30 protein-coding genes are annotated in these 23,910 nt (G+C 68.0%); 13 read left to right on the top strand and 17 right to left on the bottom strand.

The features are described from left to right. Window positions 1-24: 24 nt before the first annotated feature. The 8 genes from AC1RUS_RS20880 to AC1RUS_RS20845 all read right to left on the bottom strand — a co-directional run bounded on the left by AC1RUS_RS20880 (window position 25) and on the right by AC1RUS_RS20845 (window position 7,929). Entirely contained in the window at window positions 25-213 is a 189-nt protein-coding gene (locus AC1RUS_RS20880; RefSeq protein ID WP_492918565.1) for a hypothetical protein, read from the bottom strand. Then, window positions 210-1,367, bottom strand: coding sequence for a rod shape-determining protein RodA (rodA, locus tag AC1RUS_RS20875; protein WP_492918552.1), 1,158 nt, complete (start codon window positions 1,365-1,367; stop codon window positions 210-212). The genes AC1RUS_RS20880 and rodA overlap by 4 nt, the downstream gene beginning before the upstream one ends. Then, complete coding sequence (gene mrdA, locus AC1RUS_RS20870) at window positions 1,364-3,373, bottom strand: penicillin-binding protein 2 (RefSeq protein ID WP_492918551.1); 2,010 nt, start codon at window positions 3,371-3,373, stop codon at window positions 1,364-1,366. Before mrdA ends, rodA begins: the two co-directional genes overlap by 4 nt. 4 nt (window positions 3,374-3,377) lie before the next feature. Then, entirely contained in the window at window positions 3,378-3,893 is a 516-nt protein-coding gene (locus tag AC1RUS_RS20865) for a hypothetical protein (RefSeq protein ID WP_492918550.1), read from the bottom strand. Further along, the gene (gene mreC / locus AC1RUS_RS20860) at window positions 3,890-5,029 is read right to left on the bottom strand and encodes a rod shape-determining protein MreC (protein WP_492918549.1); all 1,140 of its coding nucleotides are present in this window, start codon (window positions 5,027-5,029) and stop codon (window positions 3,890-3,892) included. Before mreC ends, AC1RUS_RS20865 begins: the two co-directional genes overlap by 4 nt. Before the next feature lie 48 nt (window positions 5,030-5,077). Beyond that, window positions 5,078-6,121 (bottom strand): rod shape-determining protein, encoded by a 1,044-nt coding sequence (locus AC1RUS_RS20855; protein WP_004623009.1) that lies wholly within the window; start codon window positions 6,119-6,121, stop codon window positions 5,078-5,080. Window positions 6,122-6,463: 342 nt separating this feature from the next. Further along, the gene (locus tag AC1RUS_RS20850) at window positions 6,464-7,342 is read right to left on the bottom strand and encodes a DMT family transporter (RefSeq protein WP_492918548.1); all 879 of its coding nucleotides are present in this window, start codon (window positions 7,340-7,342) and stop codon (window positions 6,464-6,466) included. Beyond that, window positions 7,339-7,929, bottom strand: a complete 591-nt coding sequence (locus AC1RUS_RS20845; RefSeq protein ID WP_492918547.1) for an O-methyltransferase — start codon at window positions 7,927-7,929, stop codon at window positions 7,339-7,341. The genes AC1RUS_RS20850 and AC1RUS_RS20845 overlap by 4 nt, the downstream gene beginning before the upstream one ends. A gap of 121 nt (window positions 7,930-8,050) precedes the next feature. Between AC1RUS_RS20845 and AC1RUS_RS20840 the strand changes: the two genes are divergently transcribed. Next, window positions 8,051-8,524 (top strand): hypothetical protein, encoded by a 474-nt coding sequence (locus tag AC1RUS_RS20840; protein ID WP_492918546.1) that lies wholly within the window; start codon window positions 8,051-8,053, stop codon window positions 8,522-8,524. A gap of 123 nt (window positions 8,525-8,647) precedes the next feature. Here the strand turns inward: AC1RUS_RS20840 and AC1RUS_RS20835 are convergent, their stop codons facing one another. Further along, the gene (locus AC1RUS_RS20835) at window positions 8,648-10,222 is read right to left on the bottom strand and encodes a 2-isopropylmalate synthase (RefSeq protein ID WP_492918545.1); all 1,575 of its coding nucleotides are present in this window, start codon (window positions 10,220-10,222) and stop codon (window positions 8,648-8,650) included. Window positions 10,223-10,460: 238 nt separating this feature from the next. Next, window positions 10,461-12,434, bottom strand: a complete 1,974-nt coding sequence (locus AC1RUS_RS20830) for an alkyl/aryl-sulfatase (RefSeq protein WP_492918544.1) — start codon at window positions 12,432-12,434, stop codon at window positions 10,461-10,463. A 122-nt stretch (window positions 12,435-12,556) separates the two neighbouring features. Between AC1RUS_RS20830 and AC1RUS_RS20825 the strand changes: the two genes are divergently transcribed. After that, window positions 12,557-13,183, top strand: coding sequence for a TetR/AcrR family transcriptional regulator (locus tag AC1RUS_RS20825; RefSeq protein ID WP_492918543.1), 627 nt, complete (start codon window positions 12,557-12,559; stop codon window positions 13,181-13,183). On the opposite strand, the gene AC1RUS_RS20820 is transcribed toward AC1RUS_RS20825, so the two are convergent. Next, a complete protein-coding gene (locus AC1RUS_RS20820; RefSeq protein ID WP_492918542.1) occupies window positions 13,158-13,865 on the bottom strand; it encodes a TVP38/TMEM64 family protein in 708 nt (235 codons plus the stop codon). The two genes, AC1RUS_RS20825 and AC1RUS_RS20820, sit on opposite strands and share 26 nt — an antisense overlap. Window positions 13,866-14,093: 228 nt before the next feature. On the opposite strand from AC1RUS_RS20820, the gene AC1RUS_RS20815 reads away from it, so the two are divergent. Both AC1RUS_RS20815 and AC1RUS_RS20810 read left to right on the top strand, forming a co-directional pair. Further along, entirely contained in the window at window positions 14,094-14,756 is a 663-nt protein-coding gene (locus tag AC1RUS_RS20815) for an AAA family ATPase (protein WP_492918541.1), read from the top strand. A gap of 58 nt (window positions 14,757-14,814) precedes the next feature. Beyond that, window positions 14,815-15,351 (top strand): NADPH-dependent FMN reductase, encoded by a 537-nt coding sequence (locus AC1RUS_RS20810; RefSeq protein WP_492918540.1) that lies wholly within the window; start codon window positions 14,815-14,817, stop codon window positions 15,349-15,351. Here the strand turns inward: AC1RUS_RS20810 and AC1RUS_RS20805 are convergent. Next, window positions 15,348-15,929, bottom strand: a complete 582-nt coding sequence (locus AC1RUS_RS20805; RefSeq protein WP_492918539.1) for a carbohydrate binding domain-containing protein — start codon at window positions 15,927-15,929, stop codon at window positions 15,348-15,350. The genes AC1RUS_RS20810 and AC1RUS_RS20805 overlap by 4 nt on opposite strands. Before the next feature lie 286 nt (window positions 15,930-16,215). On the opposite strand from AC1RUS_RS20805, the gene AC1RUS_RS20800 reads away from it, so the two are divergent. The 6 genes from AC1RUS_RS20800 (at window position 16,216) to AC1RUS_RS20775 (ending at window position 19,863) form a co-directional block, all read left to right on the top strand. Further along, a complete protein-coding gene (locus AC1RUS_RS20800) occupies window positions 16,216-17,418 on the top strand; it encodes a pyridoxal phosphate-dependent aminotransferase (RefSeq protein WP_492918538.1) in 1,203 nt (400 codons plus the stop codon). Between the two features lie 140 nt (window positions 17,419-17,558). Next, the gene (locus AC1RUS_RS20795) at window positions 17,559-17,705 is read left to right on the top strand and encodes a hypothetical protein (RefSeq protein ID WP_492918537.1); all 147 of its coding nucleotides are present in this window, start codon (window positions 17,559-17,561) and stop codon (window positions 17,703-17,705) included. A 10-nt stretch (window positions 17,706-17,715) separates the two neighbouring features. Further along, complete coding sequence (locus AC1RUS_RS20790) at window positions 17,716-17,976, top strand: hypothetical protein (protein WP_492918536.1); 261 nt, start codon at window positions 17,716-17,718, stop codon at window positions 17,974-17,976. Between the two features lie 155 nt (window positions 17,977-18,131). After that, entirely contained in the window at window positions 18,132-19,202 is a 1,071-nt protein-coding gene (locus tag AC1RUS_RS20785; protein WP_492918535.1) for a sensor histidine kinase, read from the top strand. A gap of 80 nt (window positions 19,203-19,282) precedes the next feature. Continuing rightward, window positions 19,283-19,660: a carboxymuconolactone decarboxylase family protein gene (locus AC1RUS_RS20780; protein ID WP_492918534.1), complete on the top strand. Its 378-nt coding sequence runs from the start codon at window positions 19,283-19,285 to the stop codon at window positions 19,658-19,660. Beyond that, a complete protein-coding gene (locus AC1RUS_RS20775; RefSeq protein ID WP_492918532.1) occupies window positions 19,657-19,863 on the top strand; it encodes a carboxymuconolactone decarboxylase family protein in 207 nt (68 codons plus the stop codon). Before AC1RUS_RS20780 ends, AC1RUS_RS20775 begins: the two co-directional genes overlap by 4 nt. On the opposite strand, the gene AC1RUS_RS20770 is transcribed toward AC1RUS_RS20775, so the two are convergent. Together AC1RUS_RS20770 and AC1RUS_RS20765 are read right to left on the bottom strand one after the other, a co-directional pair. Then, on the bottom strand, window positions 19,860-20,495 hold the full coding sequence (locus tag AC1RUS_RS20770; RefSeq protein WP_492918530.1) for a glutathione S-transferase family protein: 636 nt from the start codon (window positions 20,493-20,495) through the stop codon (window positions 19,860-19,862). The two genes, AC1RUS_RS20775 and AC1RUS_RS20770, sit on opposite strands and share 4 nt — an antisense overlap. A gap of 126 nt (window positions 20,496-20,621) precedes the next feature. Further along, window positions 20,622-20,858 carry a DUF2171 domain-containing protein gene (locus tag AC1RUS_RS20765; RefSeq protein WP_492918529.1) on the bottom strand — a complete coding sequence of 79 codons (237 nt, stop codon included), beginning with the start codon at window positions 20,856-20,858 and terminating at the stop codon, window positions 20,622-20,624. 137 nt (window positions 20,859-20,995) lie between these two features. On the opposite strand from AC1RUS_RS20765, the gene AC1RUS_RS20760 reads away from it, so the two are divergent. Both AC1RUS_RS20760 and AC1RUS_RS20755 read left to right on the top strand, forming a co-directional pair. Beyond that, a complete protein-coding gene (locus tag AC1RUS_RS20760) occupies window positions 20,996-21,925 on the top strand; it encodes a DUF6807 family protein (RefSeq protein WP_492918528.1) in 930 nt (309 codons plus the stop codon). Window positions 21,926-21,941: 16 nt separating this feature from the next. Beyond that, window positions 21,942-22,118, top strand: coding sequence for a DUF4169 family protein (locus AC1RUS_RS20755; protein WP_492918526.1), 177 nt, complete (start codon window positions 21,942-21,944; stop codon window positions 22,116-22,118). Between the two features lie 5 nt (window positions 22,119-22,123). On the opposite strand, the gene AC1RUS_RS20750 is transcribed toward AC1RUS_RS20755, so the two are convergent. Continuing rightward, window positions 22,124-23,089: an alginate O-acetyltransferase AlgX-related protein gene (locus AC1RUS_RS20750; RefSeq protein ID WP_492918525.1), complete on the bottom strand. Its 966-nt coding sequence runs from the start codon at window positions 23,087-23,089 to the stop codon at window positions 22,124-22,126. A 154-nt stretch (window positions 23,090-23,243) separates the two neighbouring features. Between AC1RUS_RS20750 and AC1RUS_RS20745 the strand changes: the two genes are divergently transcribed. Beyond that, window positions 23,244-23,489, top strand: coding sequence for a ribbon-helix-helix domain-containing protein (locus AC1RUS_RS20745; RefSeq protein ID WP_492918524.1), 246 nt, complete (start codon window positions 23,244-23,246; stop codon window positions 23,487-23,489). On the opposite strand, the gene AC1RUS_RS20740 is transcribed toward AC1RUS_RS20745, so the two are convergent. Both AC1RUS_RS20740 and AC1RUS_RS20735 read right to left on the bottom strand, forming a co-directional pair. Then, window positions 23,446-23,655 carry a hypothetical protein gene (locus AC1RUS_RS20740; protein WP_492918522.1) on the bottom strand — a complete coding sequence of 70 codons (210 nt, stop codon included), beginning with the start codon at window positions 23,653-23,655 and terminating at the stop codon, window positions 23,446-23,448. The two genes, AC1RUS_RS20745 and AC1RUS_RS20740, sit on opposite strands and share 44 nt — an antisense overlap. A 9-nt stretch (window positions 23,656-23,664) precedes the next feature. Beyond that, window positions 23,665-23,856 carry a hypothetical protein gene (locus AC1RUS_RS20735; RefSeq protein WP_492918521.1) on the bottom strand — a complete coding sequence of 64 codons (192 nt, stop codon included), beginning with the start codon at window positions 23,854-23,856 and terminating at the stop codon, window positions 23,665-23,667. Window positions 23,857-23,910 lie beyond the last annotated feature (54 nt).

Raw genomic sequence — 23,910 nt, 5'->3', positions numbered from 1 at the left:
TCGAGCGTCTTCATCGAGCCCGGCCTAAACCCGCTGATCCAGCCCATAGACCCCGGACCACTCCCCACCGATCGCGGGCCAGGTGGCCAGCCAGCGCGTGACGGGCGGCGTCAGGTTGGCGGCCAGGCTGGGCGCGTGCTCGGGCCGGAAACAGCGCAGGCGCAGACGCGGTGTGACGACGACGGGCAGAAGCTCGCCCGCCGCGTCGGTCACATCAGCGATCCCTTGCCGCTGGTGACCTCGGTGTAGCGGTGGACCCGCACGGCCTGCACCAGGCCAAAGCCGATCATCACGGTCAGCATGACGGTGCCGCCGTACGACAGCATCGGCATCGGCACGCCGACGACGGGGGCCAGGCCCATGACCATGGCCCCGTTGATCAGCACATAGAGCGCGAAGGTCGCGGTCGTGCCGGCGGCGGCCAGGCGGCCGAAGTGGCTGTGGCTGATCGAGGCGATGCGCAGGGCCATGAAGATCACCGCGCCGTACAGGAACAGCACGCCGAAACAGCCCAGGAAGCCGAATTCCTCGGCCAGGGTGGCGAAGATGAAGTCGGTCTGCTTCTCAGGCAGGAAGTTCAGCTGGCTCTGCGAACCCAGGCCGAAGCCCTTGCCCAGCAGCCCGCCCGAGCCCAGCGCGATCTTGGACTGCAGGATGTGATAGCCGTTGCCCGACGGATCCTTCTCCGGGTTCATGAAGGTCAGGATCCGGTTGCGCTGGTAGTCGTGCAGCACGAACAGCACGAACGGCGGGATGGCGACCAGGGCCGCGACGGCGCCGGCGATGATCACCCGCCAGGACAGGCCCGCCAGCACGACGATGGCCAGGCCCGTGGCCGCGATCAGCACGGCGGTGCCCAGGTCCGGCTGGTGGGCGACCAGCAGCACCGGCGCGCCGATCATCACCGCCGGGATCAGCAGCCGCCAGGACAGCCGCGCGCTGTCGGCCGACAGGCCGTGATAGTAGCGGGCCAGGGCCAGCACGACGCCGATCTTCATCACTTCCGAGGGCTGGAAGCGGAACGATCCGATCGACAGCCAGCGCTGGGCGCCCAGCGACACGTCGCCGACCACCTCGACCGCGACCAGCAGAAGCAGGCCCGCCACGTAGATCGGATAGGCCGCCATGAACCAGATGCGCAGGTCCACCATGGCCAGGGCGACCATGATGATGAAGTAGATGCCGAAGCGGATCAGGTGCTTGGCCGCCCAAGGCTCCCAGGCGGCGCCGGCGATCGAGAATAGCATCAGGGCGCCCGCGCCCGCGATCAGGCACAGGACCAGACAGAAGGTCCAGTCGATCTCCATGAACTTGATGATCGGCCGGTCGCGTTCGCCAGGCCGGCTGAGGCCGCCGCTGAGGGTCATATGTGCGGTCCTTGCGGCGCGGTCGGCGGGGGTGGCGCGCCTTCGGTCGGCTCCCCGGGCGCGGCGCCCTCGATGATGTCCTCGACCGGCGCATCCGGCAGCGGCGCGGGCTTCTCGATGCGCGCCCGGATCTCCGGGTCCTTCAGCAGGGCGACGCGCATGACCTCGCGGGCGCGCGGCGCGCCGGCGGTGGCGCCGCCCATGCCGCCGTGCTCGATGATCACCGACAGCGCATAGCGCGGGTCGTCATAGGGCGCGAAGGCCACGAACAGGTTGTGGTCCTTCAGCCGCCAGACGGCGCCGGAGCCCTTGCGGTTGGCCACCCCGTCATAGCTGCGGACCTGGGCGGTGCCGGTCTTGCCGGCCATCTGCACGTCGCCGAGGCCCAGCTGGCTCTGCCGATAGGCGGTGCCGCGCACGTCGTTGGCGACCGCCGCCATGCCGCCGCGCACATAGGCCAGATGCTCGGCCGAGAACGGCAGGTCGGGCACGGCCGCGCCGCTGGGCTGCTCGACGCCGCCGACCGACTTGATCAGACGCGGCACCAGGGCCTTGTGGCCGTTGGCCAGCCGCGAGGTCATCACAGCCAACTGCAGGGCGTTGACGTTCAGGGCGCCCTGACCGATGCCGTAGCTGGGCGTCTCGCCCGGAAACCAGATCTGGTTGGCCGGATTCTTCTTGAAGGCCCGCTTCTTCCAGGCCCGATCCGGCACCAGCCCCTTCTTCTGTCCGGGGATGCCGATGTCGAAGATCTGGCCGAAACCCACGGCGCGCGCGGCGGCGGCGATGGGATCGGGCCCGACGCGCAGAGCGGTCTGATAGAAATAGATGTCGCACGAGTTCTTGATGGCGTCGTGCATGTTCTGGGAGCCGTGGCCGCGGGGCTCCCAGCACCGCCAGCTGCGGCCGCCATAGTACCAGCTGCCGCCACAGTTGACTCGCTGCTCGGGGTCGATGCCGGCGGTCAGCGCGGCCAGGGCCACGGTCGGCTTGAAGGTCGAGCCCGGCGGGAAGGTGCCGGTCATGGCCTTGTCGAGCAGCGGCTTGCGCTCATACTCGGCCAGGGCCTTGTACTCGGGGCCGCTCAGCCCCTTGACGAAGCGGTTGGCGTCGAAGCTGGGCGCCGAGACCATGCACAGGATGTCGCCGTTGCGGCAGTCCATCACCACGATCGCGCCGCTCTCCTCGCCCATCACCTCGAGAGCCCGGTTCTGGATGTCGGCGTCGAGGGTGAGGCGGATCTCCTTGCCCGGGGTCGGACGGATGTCGCCCTCGGGATCCAGGCGTACGACCCGGCCCTGGGCGTCGACCTCGGCCTTGGTGGCGCCGGCGCGGCCGCGCAAGGCAGTGTCGAACGCTTTCTCGACGCCCTGCTTGCCGATCCGGAAGCCCGGATGGTGCAGCAGGTCCTGGTCCTGGGTCGGATCGTTCTTGGCCGCCTCCAGGTCGCGGTCCGAGACCTTGGCGACATAGCCGATGACGTGGGCGAAGGCCCCGCCGAACGGATAGACCCGCACCTCGCCCATGTCGGCGGTCACGGCCGGCAGCTCGGGCGCGCGGATGTTGACGCGGGAGAACTCCTCCCAGGTCATGTCTTCCATCACCGCCACCGGCGCCTTGCGCGGGGCGCGAGCCAGGTCCTTGATGATACGGGCGCGGCGGCTGCCGTCGATCGGCACCAGCTTGGACAGGTCGTCCAGCGTGGCCTCGACGTCGAGGTCCTTGTCCTTGGTCACCATCAGCCGGAAGTTGGGCCGGTTGGACGCCAGGGGCACGCCGTTGCGGTCCAGGATCAGGCCGCGCGGCGGCGGTGTCAGGCGGTAGTTGAACTGGTTGCCGGCCGACAGCTTCTGGTACCGCTGGGCCTCGACGAGCTGCAGCTGAGCCAGGCGACCGCCCAAGGCCAGCAAGCCCGCGCCCGCCAGACCGCCCATCAGGAACGCCCGGCGGTGGAAGACCCCCTGCCGTTCATTGACCTCGAAGAAGAGGATGGACGGTTCGCTCATCGCCCTACCGGAAACGCACGTCGGCGTCGTCGAAGCGATCGACCAGACGGTGGGCGAACGGGAACAGCAGCGCGGTGGCCAGGAACTGCCAGAACACCGCCAGCAGGCTGGGCATGGCCAGGCTGTCGAGCATCGAGAACAGGAAGCCGGCCAGCATCGCCACGGCCGTGACGCCGACGAACCAGGCCCACATCATCGGCCGGCTCTGGCCGGTCATCATGTTGCGGGCGATCAGAACCATGGCGTAGGCGACCAGCAGCGACAGGCCCCACAGGCCCGTCGGGCCGCCCCAGAAGATGTCGAGGAATAGGCCCAGCAGCAGGATCGCGAACGGCGCCAGGATCGAGGGGCGGATCAGCGCCCAGGCGAAGGCCGGCACCATGGCGAACACCGGCTCGGGCAGTTGCAGGCCCCAGATGCGGATCGGCGCGGCGAACACGATCGTCGCCACGATGCACGTCAGGAGCGGGATGCCCAGCCAGCGCGCCGGGTGCAGAGGCCTGGCGCCGTGCATGCTCATCGCGGCGCTCCGGTGGTCGCCGGGACCGGCGGAGGCGTCGCGGTCGGGGTCGCCGCCGCCGGCTTGGGCGTCGCGGGTTTCGGCGCCGCGGGCTTGGGCGGGACGGCGGGCTTCGCAGCCGCCGGCTTCGGCGCGGTCGCGCCTGGGATCGCCGGGGCGGTCCCCGTCGTCGGGGCGGTCGTCGGGGTCGGCTTGGGCGCGGGCGGCGGCGCGGCGCTGAGGATCGAGGTCTGCGGATCCTCGGTGGTCACCGGCGGCAGGCTGCGGGTCTCCAGCTGCTTCTGGTCGGCCAGCTGGGCGAAATCCTTGAACATCAGGATGCGGACGAAGTCGATGGCGGCGTCGTCGGCGAACAGCACCACGCGCCAACGGCCGTCCAGGCCCTTGACGGCCGCGCCCACAGGCAGGCCGCGCGGCACCACGCCGCCGTCGCCGGAGGTGACGACCCGGTCGCCCTGCTGGATCGGATCGACCCCACGCAGATATTCGAGCTTCGGATTGGGGCCGCCGTCGCCGGTCAGGATGGCGCGGGCGTTGGTGCGGTCGATCATCACCGGCGTGCGCGAGGCGATGTCGGTCAGCAGCAGCACGCGGCTGGCGCCGTTCGAGACGCCGACCACGCGGCCGACCAAGCCGCGCTCGTTGAGAACCGGATTGCCGACCAGCACGCCCTTTTCCGAACCGGCGTCGGCCAGGCGGGTGTTGGCGAAGGGACCGCGCGCATCGCTGACCACCCGGGCCGAGGCCATCGGGATCGGCGGGTCGGTCTTCAGGCCCAGCAGGGATTTGTAGCGGTCATTGGTGTCCTGCAGCGCCAGGGCCCGGTCGCGCCACTGGCGCATCTCGGCGACCTCGGCCTTCAGCCGGCGGTTCTCGGAGGCGGTGAAGAAGTAGCTGCGGACGAAGTCCAGGCCCAGGCCGGTCCAGCGGCCCGGCGCGGCGATGGCGCCGCTGACCGGCTTGGAGACGACGTCGACGGTCTGGCGGGTCACGCCATAGGCGTGGTCCTGCAAAGTCTCGCGGCGGTCCGCCAGCAGGAACGCCACCGCGATCACGGCCGCGACGATCAACGCCACGGCCGCGGTCCAGGTGAGCGGCACTTTCAGGTCGCCAAGGGGACCTTCGCGAAAGGGCACGAACAGTTTCTCCCGACGCCCCCCGGGCGCCTTTGTCGGATTCTAGGCTTAAGCCAGGGTGGATTCCAGCACGCCCTTCATCCACTTGGGATGCTCGAGGACCTTGCCGCAGCCCAGGGCCACGCAGGACAGCGGATCATCGGCCACGGTGACCGGCAGGCCGGTGTGGTCGCGGATCTCGGCGTCCAGGCCGCGCAGCAGCGCGCCGCCGCCGGTGAGCATGATGCCCTTGTCGGCGATGTCCGAGGCCAGCTCCGGCGGGGTGGCTTCCAGGGCGACCTTCACGGCCTCGACGATCTGCCCGACCGGTTCGGCCAGGGCGTCGGCGGCCTGCTTCTCCGAAATGCGGACTTCGCGCGGCACGCCCTGCATCAGGTCGCGGCCCTTGACGTCGATCGACAGGCCTTCGCCGTCGGCCGGCGCGCGGGCGGTGCCGATTTCCTTCTTGATGCGCTCGGCGGTCGTTTCACCGATCAGCAGGTTATGGTGGCGACGCATGTAGCTGATGATCGCCTCGTCCATCTTGTCGCCGCCGACGCGGACGCTGCGCGAATAGACGATGCCCGACAGCGACAGCACGGCCACCTCGGTGGTGCCGCCGCCGATGTCGACGACCATCGAGCCGGTCGGCTCGTGGATGGGCAGGCCGGCGCCGATCGCGGCGGCCATCGGCTCGTCGATCAGACCGACGCGGCGGGCCGAGGCGTTCAGACAGCTGTCGTTGATCGCGCGGCGTTCGACGGCGGTGGCGCCCGACGGCACGCAGACGATGACCTTGGGGTTCACGAAGCCCTTGCGGTTGTGAACCTTGCGGATGAAGTACTTGATCATCTCCTCGGCGACTTCGAAGTCGGCGATGACCCCGTCGCGCATCGGACGGATGGCTTCCATGTGACCCGGCGTACGGCCCAGCATCTGCTTGGCCTCGATCCCGACGGCGTGGACGATCTTGCGACCGCCGACATTGCGCAGCGCCACCACCGACGGCTCATTCAGCACGATCCCCTTGCCCTTCATGTAGATAAGGGTGTTGGCCGTACCGAGGTCGATGGCGATGTCGTTGGAGATTACGCCGAAGAGGGAAGAAAACATTGAAAGCCCTGACTGAGGGATAGAGGGGCAAGACGTAGAAAATTCGCAGCGCGGGCGGATCAGGAGAGGTCAAAACACGCGGCCGGATCCGCGTGCGCTAAAGCTCCTAAACCACCGCCGGACAAGGACAACATGATTCCCCTGAATCACCGTCTTATCCGGGTCGTTGCGGCCTTGGAACACGACGGGAGCGCCGCCCCCTGGCCGCGCCGTCGTCTGACTGCCCCAAGGCGCGTCGACGTCGCCCGTTTGCCCTGCGAAAGCGTTGATTTCAAGGTCTATTCGCGGCCCCGCTAAAGGCTTTTCTCATGAGGGGGCCCAAGCACCCGATCATGGCGAAATCTAGCCCAGCGCGGCCATGACCACGCCGATCGCGGTGATCAGTCCGGCGACGATCTGAAGCTTGGTCAGACGCTCGGCGAACAGGCGCTGTCCGGCCAGGGCGGCGATGGGCATCTCGACCACCCCCACCGCGCGCACCGGTCCGACGGGGCTGAGAGCCATGGCGGTGAACCACAGACCCGACGCCGCCGCACCGCAGAAGCCAGCTCCAAGCGACTGACGCCAGGCGGCGACCACCGCCTTCAGCGCGTCGGGATTTCGCACCGCCAGAAAACTGGTCAGGGCCGTCGTCTGGATGGCCTGGACCACCATCACCGTGACGAAGGCCGACACCGCGACGTGGCCGGGATCGAAGCTGAGGCTGGCCTGGCGGAAGCAGTTGGCGCTCAAGGCGAACAGGGCGCCGGAGCCCAGCCCCGCCAGCACCGCCCCGCGCCGCGTGACGACCTCGCCCCTTGGCCAGGTCAGGGCGGCCAAGCCGGCGCTCGCCACCAGGCCGCCGGCCCAGGTGATCGGGCGGATGTGATCGCCGAACAGCAGCGCGCCCCAGACCAGGGCGAACGGCAGGCCGCTCTGCTGCATCGCCGTGCCCAGGGCGAAGGTCGAACGGTGCATGGCCACCAGTTGCGCGGCCGTGGCGCTCATCTGCGCTGCGGCGCCGGCCAGGCAGGCCAGCCAGAACCAGGCCGTCAGATGCGCCTCCGCGCCAGGCGTCAGCACCCAGGCCAGGACGGCGAACAGCGTGGCGAACGGCAAGCCGAACAGGAAGCGGACCAGGGTCGCGCCCCACGGCCCCGCCCCGCCCATGACCGAGCGCTGGGCGGCGTTGCGGGCCACCTGCAAGCCGGCGGCGGCGATGGTGATGGGGATCCAGATCATGACCGTCGCGCCGCTATGACCAGACCCGAGGCCCAGGACAGGCTGACGGTCGCCAGATCGGGATGGGATTTCAGACGCGCGGTCAGGTCGTCAACCCGGTCCTGATGATTATCCGGCCAGTTGGGCTGGGGAAGCATGTCGTCGACGACATAGAGCCCACCGGGGCGCAGCAAGGCCAGGGTTTCGTCGAGGCCATCATACTTGCCCGGCCAGGCGTCAGCGAAGATCAGGTCGAAGCTGGCCGGCGCCTGGGCGCGGACGAAGTCCAGGCCGTCGGCGAGCACGAAGGTCACGCGCGGATCCTCGCCCAGCGCCTCGCGGGCCACGGCCTGAACCCGCGCATCGGTGTCGATGCTGACCAGGGTCGCGCCCGGCCCCATCCCGGCCGCCAGGCAGGCGGTCGCCAGGCCCGTGCCTGTGCCGAGCTCCAGAAACCTGCCGCCCGACTTGGAGGCGGTCAGCAGGCGCAGCATGGCGCCGGTGTCGGCCTCGGACGGCATGTCGAAGCCGAACGCGGCGGTGCGCTCGTCGATCGTCCGCCAGGTCTCGGGCAGAACGCCCTGGTTGTCGCCGAACATCATGGTCATCGGACCGGTTCCTTACGCCGCCCTTATGCGGACGGCCTGTTTCCGAATGGAGCCCTTGCGGGGCGTGAGCGCACAAACGCGTCGTCGGCCGATCGGCCGTTACAGAAGAAGGCTTTGGACCATGTCGCTTCACCCCATTCGTCAGGCCGCGCAGTTCCTGCTCGGCGTTCCGACGCAAGGGATCAACCCGGCGCTCGACCGCATGCTGGATCTCGCCCAGTCCACGCCGTTGTGCTTCGTGGCCGTGGCCGGCCCCGACGCGGGAGAAGCGATGAGCCAGCTGTGGCGACGCGGCTATCAGCGGGTCGAGGCGGCGCGCAAGGCCACCTGCCGGGCGGCCGACGAGCAGAGCGACGTGCTGCTGATCCTGGGCTGCGAGACCCTGGCCGACGCCCGCGCCGTCGCGGCCTCCACGATGACGATGCTGCGTCCCGGCGGGACGCTGGTCATCGACGCGGGAGCCTTCCTCGACGAAGCCCCGCGCAGACAGCTGTGCGACAGCCTGCGCGACCTGGGCCTGGAGACCCAGCCTCAGGCTCACCTGTCGGCGGAGATCCTGGCGACGCGGCCCTTCAGCGGTCGTCGAGCGGCTTGAGCCAACCCAACCTTTGTCATCCCTCGCTTTATGCGGAGGACCCAAGCGGACAATCAGGATTGCGCCTGGCCAGCTCGGCATGGGTCCCCCGAACAAGTCGGGGGATGACAATGATGTGCTGGATCAGAACCCGCTGGCGATCGCCGCTTCGGGCCGGCTCTTTTCCTTACGGGCGAAGAGGTTGTTGAGCGCGTTCACATAGGCCTTTGCAGAGGCCGTGAGCGTGTCGGTGTCGGCGGCCTGGCCGGTGGCGATGCGGCCGTCCTCTTCGAGGCGGACCGAGACCTGGGCCTGGGCGTCGGTGCCTTCGGTGACCGCGTGCACCTGGAACAGGCGCAGGGCGGCGCTGTGCGGCACGATCTTGTGGATGGCGTTGAACACGGCGTCCACGGGACCGTCGCCGGTGGCCTCGGCGGTGCGCTCCTGGCCGTCGACGTCCAGGGTCAGCTCGGCCGACTGACCTTCGGTGCCGGCCACGACGCGCAGGTGGGCGACGCGGATCTTCTCCGAGCCGCGCGCCAGGGCGTCATCGACCAGGGCGATGATGTCGTCGTCGTAGACGTGCTTCTTGCGGTCGGCCAGATCCTTGAAGCGGCCGAAAGCCTCCTTCAGGGCGTTCTGGCCCAGCTCGTAGCCCAGGTCCTTCAGCTTGGCGCGGAAGGCGTGGCTGCCCGAGTGCTTGCCCATGACCAGGCTGGACGGCGCCTGGCCGACCGACTCCGGGGTCATGATCTCGTAGGTCTCGCGGTTCTTCAGCATCCCGTCCTGGTGGATGCCGCTTTCATGCGCGAAGGCGTTCTTGCCGACGATGGCCTTGTTGTACTGCACCGGGAAACCGGTGATGGCCGAGACGTAGCGGCTGGCGCGGGTGATGTGGGTGCTGTCGATCTTGGTCTCGTAGGGCAGCTTGTCGCCGCGCACCTTCAGGGCCATCACCACTTCTTCCAGCGCGGCGTTGCCTGCGCGCTCACCCAGGCCGTTGATGGCGCATTCGATCTGGCGCGCCCCGCCCTGCACGCCGGCCAGGCTGTTGGCCACGGCCAGGCCCAGGTCGTTGTGGCAGTGGGTCGAGAAGATCACCTTGTCGGCGCCCTCGACGTTCTGGGTCATCCAGCTGAACAGGTCGGCATATTCCGACGGATAGGTGTAGCCCACGGTGTCCGGCAGATTGATCGTCGTGGCGCCGGCCTTGATGGCGGTCTCGATGGCGCGGCGCAGGAACTGGCGGTCGCTGCGGGTGGCGTCCTCGGCCGACCACTCGACGTCGTCGCGCAGGTTGCGGGCGTGGGTCACCGAGCGGGCGATCACGTCGATGACGGCGTCCGGCTCCATCTGCAGCTTGTGCTTCATGTGCAGGTCGCTGGTGGCGATGACGACGTGGATGCGGCCGCGTGCGGCGGGCTTCAGGGCCTCGGCGCAGCGGTCGATGTCGACCTGGTGCGCGCGGCACAGGCCGGCGATGGTGCTGTCCTTGACGATCTTGGCGATCTCGTTAACGGCCGCGAAGTCGCCGTTCGAGGCGATCGGGAAGCCGGCCTCGATGACGTCGACGCCCATTTCCTCGAGGATCTTGGCCAGCTCGAGCTTTTCGTCATGCGACATCGACGCGCCGGGCGACTGCTCGCCGTCGCGCATGGTGGTGTCGAAGATCACGACGTTGTCGCGCTTATCAAAAGCAGCGGGCGATACGATGGTCATGGAATTACTCGTCGGAAGGAGTCTGCGTGCGGGGCGGCTTGAGGGTCAGTCATCCCCTGCGCGCCCGGCCACGGCGATGCGTGACCCTAGAGCGCCCAGGGGCTGATAAGCCGAAGCAGAAGCTGGTCACGCGCGACGTTCATGCCGACTTTCTACACATCGCCCCAAAATCGAGCAAGCATTTTGCGCCCAGAGGTCGATTGGCCGCACGGAACGCAACTTCCATCCAAGCATCAAACTATTTGAGGCGCGTGACGATCGGAAAATCGGTCGGAAAGGCGTCAAACCACCCCGAGAACCGGCCCAAGGCGGCGCGATCGCCCTCAAGCTTGACCTCCCCGGCCATGATCTTGGGCAGCAGCGAGGTTCCCCGGAACAAAGAGTCCAGGAAGACGGGCCGCGCGACGGTCAGGGTCGCGTCGACCGACTCGCCGCCCCTCGCCGGCTGCGCCACCAACACGCGATTGCGGATTTCCACGATGAAGCGCTCGTTCCGGTCGGGGAACACGAAGCCCAGCGCAAGGTGTGCGTCGCCCACCTTCTCGGCGTTCAGGCGCACGGCTAGGACGTCGAAGATCGACTGGCTTTCCAGCCCCTGCAGCATGTCCAGCGGGGCCATCGAGGCCGGCAGCTTGCGCACTCCGCCGCGCAGCTCGTCGGTCGCGGTCAGGTACATGTTGCGCCAGATAGCGTTCTCGGTCTGGTAGCCGAGCTGTTCGTAGACCGCCGCCAACTGGTCCTTGGCGGCCGTGTCGCCGTCGTCGGCCATCACGACGTGGTTCAGCAGGGACGCGGCCCAGGCATAGTCGCCGGACTTGGCGGAGTCGGCGGCCATCGCCTTGACCTTGTCGGCCCCGCCCATCGCCGCGACATAGCGCTTGCCGGTCTCGGCCGGCGGCGCGGGGGACAGGTGGGCCGGATTGGCGTCGTACCAGCCCATGTAGCGCTGATAGACCGCGCGGCTGTTGAAGCTCATCGAGCCGTAATAGCCGCGATTGTACCAGTCCTTGGCCAGGGTCGGCGGCAGTTCGATCCGCGCGGCGATCTCGTCGCCGGTCAGGCCCAGGTTCAGCATCCGCAACGACTGATCGTGCAGGTACTTGTAGGCGTCGCGGTGCTCGCCGAGGAACGTCTTGACGGTCTCGCGACCGAAGCGCGGCCAGCCATGGCTGGTGATCATCAGGTCCGACTGGTCGGCGAACAGGCGGATGGACTCGGTCAGGTCGTCGGCCCAGGCCTTGCTGTCGCGCACCAGGGCGCCGCGCGGGGTCAGGACGTTGTGCATCGAGACGTTGGCGTTCTCGGCCATGTCCAGAATCCGCAGGTCGGGCAGATAGAGGTTCATCTCCGCCGGAGCCTCGGTATTGGGCGTGTACTGGAACCGCACCTTCACGCCGTCGAGGACAAGCTCTTGCCCGGTATGGTCGATGATCTGGGTCGGTGGGATGAGGGTGATCGAGCCCTTGGCGACGCCTTGGCCGATGCCCGAACTGATCTGACCCTCGACGCCCGGCGGCAGCATCAGGCCGAATTGATACTGAGCCCGGCGGCTCATGGCGGCGCCGGCCAGGATGTTCTCGCTGACCACCTCCTTCATGAAGCCTTCCGGCGCGACGATGGCGACCTTGCCGGCCTCGACGTCCTTCTGGTCGATGATGCCGCGCACCCCGCCAAAGTGGTCGCTGTGACTGTGGGTGTAGATGACGGCCTTGATCGGCCGCGCGCCCAGCTTTTGCGTGACCAGTTCGAAGGCCGCCTTGGCGGTCTCGGCCGTGGTCAGCGGATCGACGACCACCCAGCCGGTGTCGCCCCTGATGAAGGTGACGTTGGAGACGTCGAAGCCCCGCACCTGCCAGACGCGGTCGGACACCTGGAACAGGCCGTGCCGCGCCAGCAGCTGCGCCTGGCGCCACAGGCTGGGGTTCACGGTCGCCGGCGGCGCGCCCTTCAGGAAGTCATAGGCCGAAAGGTCCCAGGCCGTCTGGCCGTCGGCGCGCTTGATCAGGGGATCGGCCCGCGTGCCCAGGAACCCTCGGTCGGCGAAGGCGAAGTCCTGGCGGTCCGCGAAGGGCAGCGCCTGGACCACCGCCTTCTGCCGCTCGGCGGTGATCGACGAGGCCGGCTGACCCGCCTGGACCGTCAGCGGAGAGACAATAATCGTGGCGGTTGAAACCAGCGGCAATGCCTTGAGGTAAAGCTTAGAAGCCAGCATCGAATCCCTCCCCAGAGATATGAAACTTTATAGTTTCATTTTACATATCACCGAAGATGACCCTCGCAAATCCGCCCCGCGTGCTGACGCCCCGAGGCCGTCCTGGCCAACCCAAGCCGCGCGTGGATCGCGATGCTCGGTCCCAGGCCGTGCTGGACGCCGCAGTGGCGGTGTTCGCCGAGAAGGGCCTGCACACGGCGACCATGCAGCACATCGCCGACCGGGCGGGCATGGCCAAGATCCTGATCTACCGCCTCTATCCCTCGCGGCAGGCGCTGGTCGACGCGCTGTTCAGCGAGGTCCTGGCCCAGATCGAGGCCGTGGCCGCCCTGCCCTGGGGCGGGTACGGCTCGGGCATCGCCGCCCTGATCGAGATGGGCCGCATGCGCCCGACGCTTTTCCTGCTGCTGCTGCGCGAGGCGCGAGGCGGCGCGGAGACCGCGCCCTGGGCGACGGCGTGCGACGGCCTGCTGGCCTGCCTGACCGAGCCCTTCGTCGCCCCGCCGCCCGAGGCGTCCAGCGAGACGCGCGCCGCCTGCGCCCACGCGGCGCGGGCCTTCCTGCCGTTCATCGTCGAGACCTGGGTGGCCGGCATCGAACGCAGCGACGGCATGACCGACGCGGCGAGGGTCAGGTGGTTCGGACAGATGGTCCAGGCTTGGCGGACCGCCACCTATGAGGCGCTGGGCCTGCCGCCCGCGCCGGAGCCGACCGTGCTGGCCCCTACTCCGCCGCTTCGCGACGCTTGAGCCACGCGCGGGCGATCAGGCCCGCGACGATCCACACGACCACCGCCACCACCAGCATCACGATGTGACGCTGCCCGCCGCCCTTCATAGCCTGGACGATCGAATTGCCGGCGAAGGCGGTCAGGGCGATCTTGGGGATGATGCCGATGGCGGTGCCGGCGGCGAAGTCGCGGATCTTCATCGGCGTTACGCCGGCCGCCATGTTGACGACGATGAACGGCGCCGACGGCACCAGCCGTACGATCAGGCTGGCCAGGAAGCCGTTCTTGCCGATCAGCCGCATGAACTTGGCCACGCCCTCGCCGGCGAAGTCGCGCAGCACCTTGGCCCCGAAGGCCCGGCCCAGCCAGAAGCCGATCATCGACGACACCAGGGTGCCGATCCAGCTATAGGAAAAGCCGGTCCAGGGCCCGAAGGCGACCACCGCCGCGGCGATCAGCACGAACTGCGGCACGCCGATGAAGGCCAGGGCCGCGAACGCCCCCACCGCCACCGGCAGGGCCCACGGGCCGTGCGCGGCCGTCAGCCACTGCTCGACCGCGACCTCGCCGTTCAGGCCCAGAAGCTGGGCCCCGAACAGGAAGACGATCCCCACGCCGCCGAACAGCACGAAGGACACCGCCACCGTGCGCCAGGCGCGGGCGTCCATGTTGGTCACGAAGTCGATGAGGCGGCGGATCACGCCCCTGCCTCGCGCAAGCGGGTCGGCGGGTCAAGCCTCGTCGGCCCTTCGCCAGGGCGCCGGCGCCGCCCAGAAAGGCGCTTTAACCAAACCGGGGACGCTAACCCTTGTTTTTCAAGGCTTCCAACTCGCCTGCCGCGACATTTTGGTTGCTAAGTTTTCACATCACGCTGCTACTTATCCACAGGCCGGTGGGGCGTGGACCGTGTCTGAACTGGAGTAGCGGACGTGAAGACCCTGGCAGTGATTTCCCGCAAGGGCGGCGCGGGCAAGACGACGCTTTCGGTCAATCTGGCGATCACCGCCCATTTGTCCGGCCTCAAGACCATGATCGCCGACATCGACCCGCAGCGCTCGACGACCGACGCCTTGAAGGCCCGCGCCGCGCCGGGTCCGACCCTGATGGAGATCAACGCCGGCAAGCTGTTCCAGACCCAGGCCGCGGCCGGTCACTCCAGCTATGACTGCCTGATCGTCGACACCCCCGCCTCGCCCGACGCCGACGTGCTGCAGGCCGTGCAATGCGCCGACCTGTGCGTGCTGGTCTGCCGCCCGACCTTTCTCGACATCGCCTCGGTGGCGCGCTCGGCCGAGGCCGTCCGCCGCCTGGGCAAGAAGGGCATGATCGTGCTCAGCCAGGCTCCGCCGCGCCGCAACGGCCAGGAGCCGGTGTCGGTGCTGAAGGCCGCCGAGGCGCTGCGCTTCGCCGGCATGCCGATGGCCCCGGTCGGCCTGCGCTCGCGCGCCGCCTTCCAGCAGTCGATGGCCCACGGCCGTTCGGTCTGCGAGTGGGAGCCGGCCTCGGCGGCCAGCCAGGAAATCCAGCGCCTGTGGGCCCATATCGCCCCCGTCCTGCAGGGCGTGTCGGATCTCGAGGTCCGGGCCGGCTGATCGGCGTGGCCTCGCGCCGCGAACGCCCCTAGCCTGCCGTCTCCCTTCTGGAGGCCACATGAAGATCCTCGGCGTTTCCGGCAGCCTGCGCGCCGCCTCGTTCAACACCGCCCTGCTGCGCGCCGCCCAGGAGATGGCGCCCGAGGGCGTGACGATCGAGATCTTCCGCCTGCACGACCTGCCGCTGTTCAACCAGGACGTCGAGGACCAGGGCGATCCCGCGCCCGTGGTCGCCTGGAAGACGGCGATCCGCGACGCCGACGCCCTGCTGCTGGCCTGCCCGGAGTATAATGGCGGCGTCACCGGCGTGCTGAAGAACGCCATCGACTGGGCCTCGCGCGGAAAGCCGTCCGCCTTGGACGGCAAGATCGCCTGCATCATCGGAGCCTCGCCCGGCGTGACCGGCACGGTCCGCGCCCAGGACGCCCTGCGCCAGTCGCTGCGCAAGGTCAGCGCGATCTACTGGCCGCTCGGTGAGGTGCTGGTGGGCCAGGCCCACACCAAGATCGAGGACGGCCGCCTGGCCGATGAGAAGAGCCGCCAGGTGCTGCAACGCCACCTGGCGGCCTTCGTCGACAAGCTGAAGGCCGACTAGTTGGCCAGTTTCGACAGGTCGTAGTCGGGCCCGAAGTCGAGCACAAACACCGGGCCCAGGGTCACGGTCTGCTTGGCCGAGGCCAGGTGCAGGGCGACATTGCCGCCGCCGGCCGGGATGTCGATCGTGGCCTTGCCCGGAACGGTGTGCATCGCCCACTCGCCCCCGACCTTGACCGAGCCCTGCATGGCCGCGTCGTAGGGCGCGCCGGCCTGCTGCACGCGGGCCGAGGAGATGTTGGCCGTCGCCGGGCCGCCGTCGACGCTCTCGGCCTTGGCCCAGAAGGCGATCAGCAGGGTGTCGCCCTTGGTGATCTTGCCGGTGATGGGCTGCTGGGCGCCGACCGACCAGGGCTTGTCGCTGGCCGCCGTCACCTCGACGCGCATGCCGCCGCCGCCAGCCACGGCCTTGTCCTTCACCGGCTTGTTGGTCTGGCCCGCGCCATAGATCTGCCAGTTGGCCGACGGCTTGTTTATGGCCTTCTGCAGGATGTCGCCATCCCCCTGACGCGCCTTGACCGACGTCCCCACGCCGATGGCCAGCGCCGCGATGGATGCGGCGACGATGATCGCTTTCATGGTGTGTCCCTCCCCCATGGTTCTCGAAGAATCGGACCCGTCGCGTTGAACAGTTCCGGCGTTTCCCCCAAGGCCCACCTGCTGACGCGGCGCGGCTCTTGATTATTGCTATTGATGGTAGCGCTACCGCGAGAATCCGGGCGATGCAAGGCGGCGGCGCGTTCTCGCCTGTCGCCCAAAGTCTTCTTCCGTCCGCCAGGAGCCCGCCTTGCGTTGCGCCGGGGCAAGCGGGGGCGTAAAGACCCCCGCAATCCTGAAAACCGGTTTCCCAGGGGAGTCCTAAGACATGTCGCTCGAGTCCGCCGCCCTGCGGCGCATCGCACCGTCGGCCACCATCGCCATCAGCGCCAAGGCGCGCGCCCTGGCCGCCGCCGGACGTGATATCATCGCCCTCTCGGCGGGCGAGCCGGACTTCGACACCCCGGACAATATCAAGGAAGCCGGCATCGCCGCGATCCGCGCCGGCAAGACCAAATACACCGACCCCGACGGCATGCCGGCGCTGAAGCAGGCGATCTGCGACAAGTTCAAGCGCGAGAACGGCCTGGAGTACAAGCCGAGCCAGGTCCACGTCGCTCCGGGCGGCAAGCCGGTGATCTTCAACGCCCTGGTCGCCACCCTGAACCCGGGCGACGAAGTCATCATCCCCGCGCCGTACTGGGTGTCGTATCCCGACATGACCCTGCTGGCCGGCGGCACGCCGGTGGCTGTGGAGACCACCGCCGAGAGCGGCTTCAAGATCACCGCCGAGACTCTGAAAGCGGCGATCACGCCGAAGACCAAGTGGCTGATCATCAACAGCCCGTCCAACCCCTCGGGCGGCGCCTACACCCGCGCCGAGTTGCAGGCGATCGCCGACGTGCTGCTCAAGCACCCGCAGGTCTGGGTGCTGACCGACGACATGTACGAGCACCTGGTGTTCGACGACTTCGAGTTCACCACCATCGCCCAGGTCGAGCCCAAGCTCTATGACCGCACCCTGACGATGAACGGCGTGTCGAAGGCCTACGCCATGACCGGCTGGCGCATCGGCTACGCGGCCGGCCCCGAGCCGCTGATCAAGGCCATGGCCAAGATGATCAGCCAGACCACCTCGAACCCCTCGTCCATCAGCCAATGGGCGGCGCTCGAGGCCCTGAACGGCACCCAGGACTTCATCAAGCCGAACGCCAAGCTGTTCCAGGAGCGCCGCGACCTGGTCGTGTCGATGCTGAACCAGGCCCAGGGCATTCACTGCCCCACCCCGGAAGGCGCGTTCTACGTCTATCCCTCGTGCGCCGGCCTGATCGGCAAGACCGCGCCCAGCGGCAAGGTCATCGAGAGCGACGAGGACTTCGCCGTCGAACTGCTGGAAACCGAGGGCGTGGCCGTGGTCCACGGCGCGGCGTTCGGCCTGTCGCCGTTCTTCCGCATCAGCTACGCCACCAGCAACGACGTGCTGGAAGACGCCTGCTCGCGCATCCAGCGCTTCTGCGGCAACGTGAAATAGGCGCCAGCCCTTATCTGTTAGGCGATCGCGCCGCGCGCGGTCGCCTAACCCCCTATCAAGTCATAAAATCGCAACCTTCGCCGCCCGAACCGCGCTAAGGGAACGCCGTCGCGCTTCGAGCGGCCAAAGGAGGTCGCCGCATGGCCCGCACACCGAACTATTCCTTCGAACGTCAGGAACGCGAGCGCGCCAAGGCTCGCAAGGCCGCCGAGAAGGCCGCTGAAAAAGCCGCGGCCAAGCAGGCGCAGTCGGGCGAGACCCCTCCCCCGGAAACCGACGACCAGTGAAAGCAGTCTTTTGAACACCCTGACGATGTACAATCACGAGACGGTCTCGCTCGACGGCGAGCAGTTCTCGGACTGCGACTTCCGCGGCTGCCGCCTGGTCTATGCCGGCGGCGAGACCCCGATCTTCGACAACTGCCGCTTCGAGAACTGCGAGTGGAAGTTCGACGACGCCGCCGAACGCACCCTGGCCTACCTGAAGCTGGTCTGGAACAACGGCGGCAAGGCTCCCGTCCAAGCGCTGATCAAGGAAATCACCGGCGGCGGTCGCTAGGACCGCTCGCGGCCCTTGGCGGCCTTGATCGGAGTAACGGCGCTGGAAGCAGTTCACGACTCCCGTCGCGATAAGCGCTACAGCTAGATCATCGGCATCGATCCGCTGCCGTCCGCGATCTTCGCGGCGTTCAGGATCGGAACCCGATACCGCTTATGCCTAAACAGATTCCCGGAATCGAAGACGCCCAGACGCTCGCCCAGGCGATCGTCGACACCATCCATGAGCCGCTCCTGGTCATGGACGCCGGTTTCGTCGTCCTGGCGGCCAGCCGGTCCTTCTACGAGATCTTCCAGGTCGATCCCGAACAGACGGTGGGCTGCCCGCTCTACGCCCTGGGCGACGGCCAGTGGGACATCCCGGCGCTGCGCCTCCTGCTCGAGACGATCATCCCCGAGCACGTCGCCATGGATGGGTTCGAGGTCGAGCACGACTTTCCGGGCCTTGGACAGCGGACCATGCTGCTCAACGCCCGCAAGGTGATCTACGAGACCAGCGCCAACACCACGATCCTCCTGGCCTTCACCGACATCACCGCGCGACGCGCGATCGAGCGCGAGAAGGAACACCTGCTGGAGCGGACCGAGGATCTGCTGCGCCAGAAACAGACCCTCCTGCAGGAAATGCAGCATCGCGTCGCCAACAGCCTGCAGATCATCGCCAGCATCCTGATGCTCAAGGCCCGGGCGGTCACCTCCGAGGAAATCCGCTTCCATCTCAAGGACGCACACCAGCGCGTCCTGTCGGTGGCCGAGGTGCAGTCGCATCTGCACGCATCGGGCGGTGTCGATCAGATCGAGGTGGGCGTCTACCTGACCAAGCTCTGCGCCAGCCTGGCCACCTCCATGATCGGCGAGGATCAGCCCATCGACCTCAAGGTGATCGCCGACCAAGGCATGATCGGGTCGGACAAGGCCGTCAGCCTGGGCCTGATCGTCACGGAACTCGTCATCAACGCCATCAAGTACGCCTTCCCCTTCGCCCGGCAGGACGCCAAGATCACCATCATCTTCACCAGCAAGGACGACGATTGGTCGCTGTCGGTGGCCGACAACGGCGTAGGCGCGATTTCATCGGCCACACCGACGGCCGGCGGCGGCTTGGGCACGGTGATCGTCCAGGCGCTGGTGAAGCAACTGGACGCCAAGATGGTCGTGGATGGGGTCGGCGGGATGCGGGTGTCGATCAACCGCCAGCACCAGCCGCGCCTCGACAAGGCGGCCTGAACGATCGTTTGACCTTGGCCGCCCGGTGCGTTGAAGCTCGTCGCCAGCACGGCGGCAGACCGCGCGAACGGGAGACGGCGATGCGACTGAGCGAACCCAGGGTTCATCCCCTGCTGAACGACGCCCTCAGCGCCGAGCAGGCTGAGGTCCTCGCGCCGCTGGGCAATGGCGGGGTCATCCCGGCGGGGCCGATCCTCAACATCTTCCGCACGCTGGCCCATGCCCCCAAGGCCCTGAAGGCCTTCCTGACCTGGGGTAATTATGTACTCTCAAAGCACAACGACCTGCCGCCGCGCGAGCGCGAGATCGTCATCCTGCGCACGGGCTGGCTGTGCAAGAGCGGCTATGAGTGGGCCCAGCACGTGGGCATCGGCTTGCGATGCGGCCTGACCCAGCCCGAGATCGACAGGCTGAACTCGGCCCCGACGCCGGCTGGAAGCCCGCGGACCAGGCCTTGATCCGCGCCGCCGACGAACTGAACGGCGACCACTTCGTCACCGGAACGACCTGGACCGCGCTCCGCGAGCACTTCAGCGAGAAGCAGGCGATGGACGTGGTGTTCACCGCCGCCCAGTACACCCAGGTGTGCATGATGCTGAACACCTTCGGCGTGCAGCTCGAGCCTGGGGTGACACTGGATCCGGACCTGCGGGCGAACTAGCCATCGATCCAGTCGGTCAGGCCTTCGCGGGCATGGACCTCGCGCAGAGCCGGACGCTGACGGATGCGGTCGACATAGCGCTTCAGGTTCGGCCAGTCGGTCGCGGGCCGGGGCATGTTGCGGCTCCAGCGGCACAGGATCGTGGCCAGCAGGTCGACGGTCGTGAAGCTGTCGCCGACGATGAAGTCCCGATCGGCCAGATGGGCGTCCAGCCGCGCCAGGCCCTTCTCGATCCGCGCCCGCGCCGAGGCCTGGGCAGCGTCGACATTGGCCTCGCCCGCCGGCTCGGTCGCATAGAACCAGGCCCGGAAAGCCGGCTGCAGGCCGTTGGCCAACCAGAAGCTCCAGCTGAAATAGGCGGCCCGGTCGGGCGATCCGACGGGCGGCGCGAAGCCGGCCTCGGGATGCCGCTCGGCCAGCAGGGTGGCGATGGCGGCCATCTCGGTGACCGGCGCGCCGTCGCCGATCAGGGTGGGCACCACGCCCTCGGGATTGATCGCCAGATAGGCCGGGCTCTTCTGCTCCTCGGCCTCGAAGTCGAGCATCGTCAGGTCGAAGGGGACGCCCAGCTCCAGCAACAGCCAGTGGATCGCGGTGCCGGCGGTGCTGGGCGAACCATAGAGCGCGTACATGGGGGATCTCCGGGGCTGTGAGCTGGCGCGATAGGCCCGTGCTTCCGCCGCCAGGTCAAGCTTGAGAACCGCCCATGAAAAAGCCCCCGCTCCGTGGGGAGCGGGGGCTTCTGCCCACGCATGGGCCTAGTGCTTTTCGCGCCACTGGGCCTTGGCGTCGTCCTGCGTCAGGCTGAGGTGGATCTTGTCGTCGTCGACATACTCGACCCACGACAGCGGGATCATGTGGTGCTTGAAGCCGCCGCCCAGGTCGAGCTTGGCCAGCTCGATCTCGCCGCCGACCACGTGGTCGACGCGGCCGACGTGCCGGCCGTCCGAGCCGACGACTTCCAGATGTTCACGGATGCGGGAAACGTCGATCATGTGAAATCTCCATGGCTGCCTGGCCCTCTTTCAGGCCCGTCGCAGATGAAACGGAAAGCCCTCCAGCCAAGTTTCAAACTTGGCTTGTCGATGGAATTTGTTCCGGTTACGTTCGCGCCGAGATTGTGGAGACGCCGATGCTCACCTTCGTTCGCCGCCTTCCCGCCCTGGCGGTCGTCGCGGCCTTGCTGGTCCCATTCGCCACCCATGCCGATCCGGCCATCGGCGCCCGGGTCGACGCGGTGCTGGCCGACGACGCGGTGACCATCACCGAGGCGGGCAAGACGGTGCTGGTCTATCGCACCAAGCCGCTGGATCCTGCAGCCGAGCCGGGGCGACTGAACTATGTCCACCCGCTCTACGCGCCCGACGGAACGGTGCTGACCGAGGACAAGCCCGCCGATCACCTGCACCAGCGCGGCGCGTTCTGGAGCTGGCATCAGGTGCTGGTGAACGGCAAGGCCGTGGCGGACGGCTGGTTCATGAAGGGCCTGACCTTCCATGTCCGGGAAAAGCGCTTCAAGGGCGACGCCAAGGGCGGCGGGACCCTGACGGTCAACGCCGACTGGATCGTCACCTCGGGTCCGGAGCTGGACTATGTGGCCCGTGAGACGACGCGCGTTCATGTCTATCCGCTGAAGGACGGCGCCCGGCGCATCGACTTCGACACCCTGATCACCTCGCGCGTCGACGCCCTGGGCCTGGGCGGCAGCGACGACGCCAAGGGCTATGGCGGCTTCTCGATCCGGCTGGTGCGGCCCGACCGCCTGACCTTCGCCTCGGGCGGCAAGCTGCTCACGCCGACCGACACGGCGCTGGAAGCCGGCGCGTCGATGGGCTTCGCCTGGCCCGCCGAGCCCGGTTCGCCGGCCTGGACCGTGGGCCTGACCTGCACCGCCAACGGTCAGCCGATTAAGAGCTGGATCCTGCGCAAGTCGCTGTCGATGCAGAACTGCGTCTTCCCCGGCCGCGCCCCGTTCGTGCTAAAGAAGGACGAGACCCTGCGGCTGCGCGAGACCCTGATCATCCGTCCGGCCACGCCGCCCAAGGTCGCCAAGAAGCCGTGACAGCGAGCACCCGACCGTGGCCGAGATCCTCAACCTGAACCAGGCCCGCAAGGCCAAGGCCAAGGCCGACGATAAGGCCCGCGCCGCCGAGAACCGCGCCAAGCACGGCCGCACCAAGGTGGACAAGGCGCTGGACGCCGCGCGCGCCGACAAGCTGCGTCGCGACCTGGACGGCGCCAAGCGCGAGGACTGAGGGGCTCAGCCCGCGCCCAGCGTCCGGTTGACGGCCGTGGTGCGCGGATAGGTGGCCAGGAACCGCTCGGCTACGAAGTGCAGCACAACGTCGGGCTGCTCCCGGTCGATCAGCTCGCCGATCACGTCGCCCTCGTGCCAGACGAACACCGACCGCGAGAAATGCTCGGCCAGCAGGTCGATGCTCAGGGTCGCAGTCGAGTCACGGAACACCAGCGCCTTCGGCAGGCTCTTGTCGTCCTGCTCCAGGATGACGGTCTCGCGCCCGCCGCCGCCCGGCACATAGCCTTCGGGCGTAGCGACGCGACGGGCGCGCCGTCGCTCGGCGCGCACCGCGTGGCTGATCGCGACCTCCAGCATGTTTCCGGCCCGCGCCACCGCCGCATCTTCTTCGAATCCCGCGATCGCGGCGGCGGGAAGCTGGCCCAGCACGTCGCCCTCCATGCCGGCGATGCTGTGCTTGAGATCGCCGAAAGCGATGGGCGGTCCGATGGCTACGCCGCGCGCCGCCAGGGCCAGGATCGTCTCGCGATAGAGGTGATAGGCGCCCAGCCAGTTCACATGGGTGTCGCCCCGGAAGAACAGCAGGCCCAACCGCTTGAGCAGTTCGAAACGGGCCTCCGGATAGAGGATCGCGTCGGGAAACATCGCCGCCATGGCGATCGCCGGGCGGTCCGGTTCCGGCGTGAAGGCGTCCAGCCCCGCCGGCAGGTACTCACGATAGACGATGCTCTTCTCGGGGCAGATAACCATCTGGTAGCAGCGCCCCGCCAGCAGCTGCTGGCGCTCTTCCAAGAGGGTCCGCACCGCCGCCTGCTCCGCCTCGGTCCAGCGTTTCAGGCCCAACTGCCAGACCAGGAAGTCGTTGCTGTCGTTGATCAGGAACACCCAGCCGCCGGGGGCGGCCAGGCCCTTGGCCCCGGCCTGGACGGACTTGAGCTGGTCGAGGATCAGGGCGGCGTCATCGGGCATCGCGGCGACAGAGGTCCTTCAACGGCCCTCTGCGCATGCTGGAGTCCCGGGGCGAGGTCAACCTCGTCCGGCGTCGTAGATCAACGAAGGGGGTCGAAGACGGACGCGCGGCGGTTCATAAGACGGGCTCGCCGTACGGAGGGCCGCGCCAACCATGGGCATCTTGAAGAAGCGTTCGGTGAACCTGGCAGGCCACGCCACCTCGCTGGCCCTGGAGCCGGAGTTCTGGGCAGTGCTGGAACGGGCGGCCATCGAGGACGCACAGAGCCTCGCCGCCTTGATCCAGCGGATCGACACGGGTCGCGGCGAGCGTCCGCTGGCCTCGGCCTGCAGGGTGTTCGCCCTGCTCCGCGCCTCTAGCGCGGCGGAGCGAGCGGCGACGGGGCCGGCTGCGGATTAGGCATGGTCTGGGTCGGCAGGGTGGGCCCGCGAAGACGGATCTCCGGCTGGACGCTGGAGACAGCCCCCAGTCGCCAGGCCATCCACAGCGAGCCCAGAACCGCGAACACGATCAGGCCCACCATCCAGGCGCCTGATCCCGAATTGTGCGAATGAGCTTGCCGCATGGCAGATCCCTAGTTGGAGGGCGGCTTGGGCGCGTCCGGCAGCTTGGGCGCCGAGGCCGAGATATTGACGTCGACCGACTTCTTCTGGGTGAAGCCGCCCGAATAGACGACGAACGCAATGATCGCGACGATCACCACCAGCCCCCCGACGATGAACGCCAGGCCGCTGTTGCCGCCGCTATTGCTCGTACCTTCGGCCATGCTGGCCTCCCGCGATTGATGTGTCGGATCAACGACCCTTCACGCCAGCGGTTC

The sequence above is a fragment of the Caulobacter sp. GW821-FHT10F06 genome, assembly GCF_058809215.1.
This window is presented reverse-complemented; position numbering and strand designations above follow the sequence as displayed.

Excerpts from the sequence above, each read along its gene's own strand:
- rodA (WP_492918552.1), bottom strand. The coding sequence starts at position 1,367 with ATGACCCTCAGCGGCGGCCTCAGCCGGCCTGGCGAACGCGACCGGCCG.
- mrdA (WP_492918551.1), bottom strand. The coding sequence starts at position 3,373 with ATGAGCGAACCGTCCATCCTCTTCTTCGAGGTCAATGAACGGCAGGGG.
- AC1RUS_RS20865 (WP_492918550.1), bottom strand. The coding sequence starts at position 3,893 with ATGAGCATGCACGGCGCCAGGCCTCTGCACCCGGCGCGCTGGCTGGGC.
- AC1RUS_RS20855 (WP_004623009.1), bottom strand. The coding sequence starts at position 6,121 with ATGTTTTCTTCCCTCTTCGGCGTAATCTCCAACGACATCGCCATCGAC.
- AC1RUS_RS20850 (WP_492918548.1), bottom strand. The coding sequence starts at position 7,342 with ATGATCTGGATCCCCATCACCATCGCCGCCGCCGGCTTGCAGGTGGCC.
- AC1RUS_RS20845 (WP_492918547.1), bottom strand. The coding sequence starts at position 7,929 with ATGACCATGATGTTCGGCGACAACCAGGGCGTTCTGCCCGAGACCTGG.
- AC1RUS_RS20840 (WP_492918546.1), top strand. The coding sequence starts at position 8,051 with ATGTCGCTTCACCCCATTCGTCAGGCCGCGCAGTTCCTGCTCGGCGTT.
- AC1RUS_RS20835 (WP_492918545.1), bottom strand. The coding sequence starts at position 10,222 with ATGACCATCGTATCGCCCGCTGCTTTTGATAAGCGCGACAACGTCGTG.
- AC1RUS_RS20830 (WP_492918544.1), bottom strand. The coding sequence starts at position 12,434 with ATGCTGGCTTCTAAGCTTTACCTCAAGGCATTGCCGCTGGTTTCAACC.
- AC1RUS_RS20810 (WP_492918540.1), top strand. The coding sequence starts at position 14,815 with ATGAAGATCCTCGGCGTTTCCGGCAGCCTGCGCGCCGCCTCGTTCAAC.
- AC1RUS_RS20805 (WP_492918539.1), bottom strand. The coding sequence starts at position 15,929 with ATGAAAGCGATCATCGTCGCCGCATCCATCGCGGCGCTGGCCATCGGC.
- AC1RUS_RS20800 (WP_492918538.1), top strand. The coding sequence starts at position 16,216 with ATGTCGCTCGAGTCCGCCGCCCTGCGGCGCATCGCACCGTCGGCCACC.
- AC1RUS_RS20795 (WP_492918537.1), top strand. The coding sequence starts at position 17,559 with ATGGCCCGCACACCGAACTATTCCTTCGAACGTCAGGAACGCGAGCGC.
- AC1RUS_RS20785 (WP_492918535.1), top strand. The coding sequence starts at position 18,132 with ATGCCTAAACAGATTCCCGGAATCGAAGACGCCCAGACGCTCGCCCAG.
- AC1RUS_RS20780 (WP_492918534.1), top strand. The coding sequence starts at position 19,283 with ATGCGACTGAGCGAACCCAGGGTTCATCCCCTGCTGAACGACGCCCTC.
- AC1RUS_RS20770 (WP_492918530.1), bottom strand. The coding sequence starts at position 20,495 with ATGTACGCGCTCTATGGTTCGCCCAGCACCGCCGGCACCGCGATCCAC.
- AC1RUS_RS20765 (WP_492918529.1), bottom strand. The coding sequence starts at position 20,858 with ATGATCGACGTTTCCCGCATCCGTGAACATCTGGAAGTCGTCGGCTCG.
- AC1RUS_RS20760 (WP_492918528.1), top strand. The coding sequence starts at position 20,996 with ATGCTCACCTTCGTTCGCCGCCTTCCCGCCCTGGCGGTCGTCGCGGCC.
- AC1RUS_RS20750 (WP_492918525.1), bottom strand. The coding sequence starts at position 23,089 with ATGCCCGATGACGCCGCCCTGATCCTCGACCAGCTCAAGTCCGTCCAG.
- AC1RUS_RS20745 (WP_492918524.1), top strand. The coding sequence starts at position 23,244 with ATGGGCATCTTGAAGAAGCGTTCGGTGAACCTGGCAGGCCACGCCACC.
- AC1RUS_RS20740 (WP_492918522.1), bottom strand. The coding sequence starts at position 23,655 with ATGCGGCAAGCTCATTCGCACAATTCGGGATCAGGCGCCTGGATGGTG.
- AC1RUS_RS20735 (WP_492918521.1), bottom strand. The coding sequence starts at position 23,856 with ATGGCCGAAGGTACGAGCAATAGCGGCGGCAACAGCGGCCTGGCGTTC.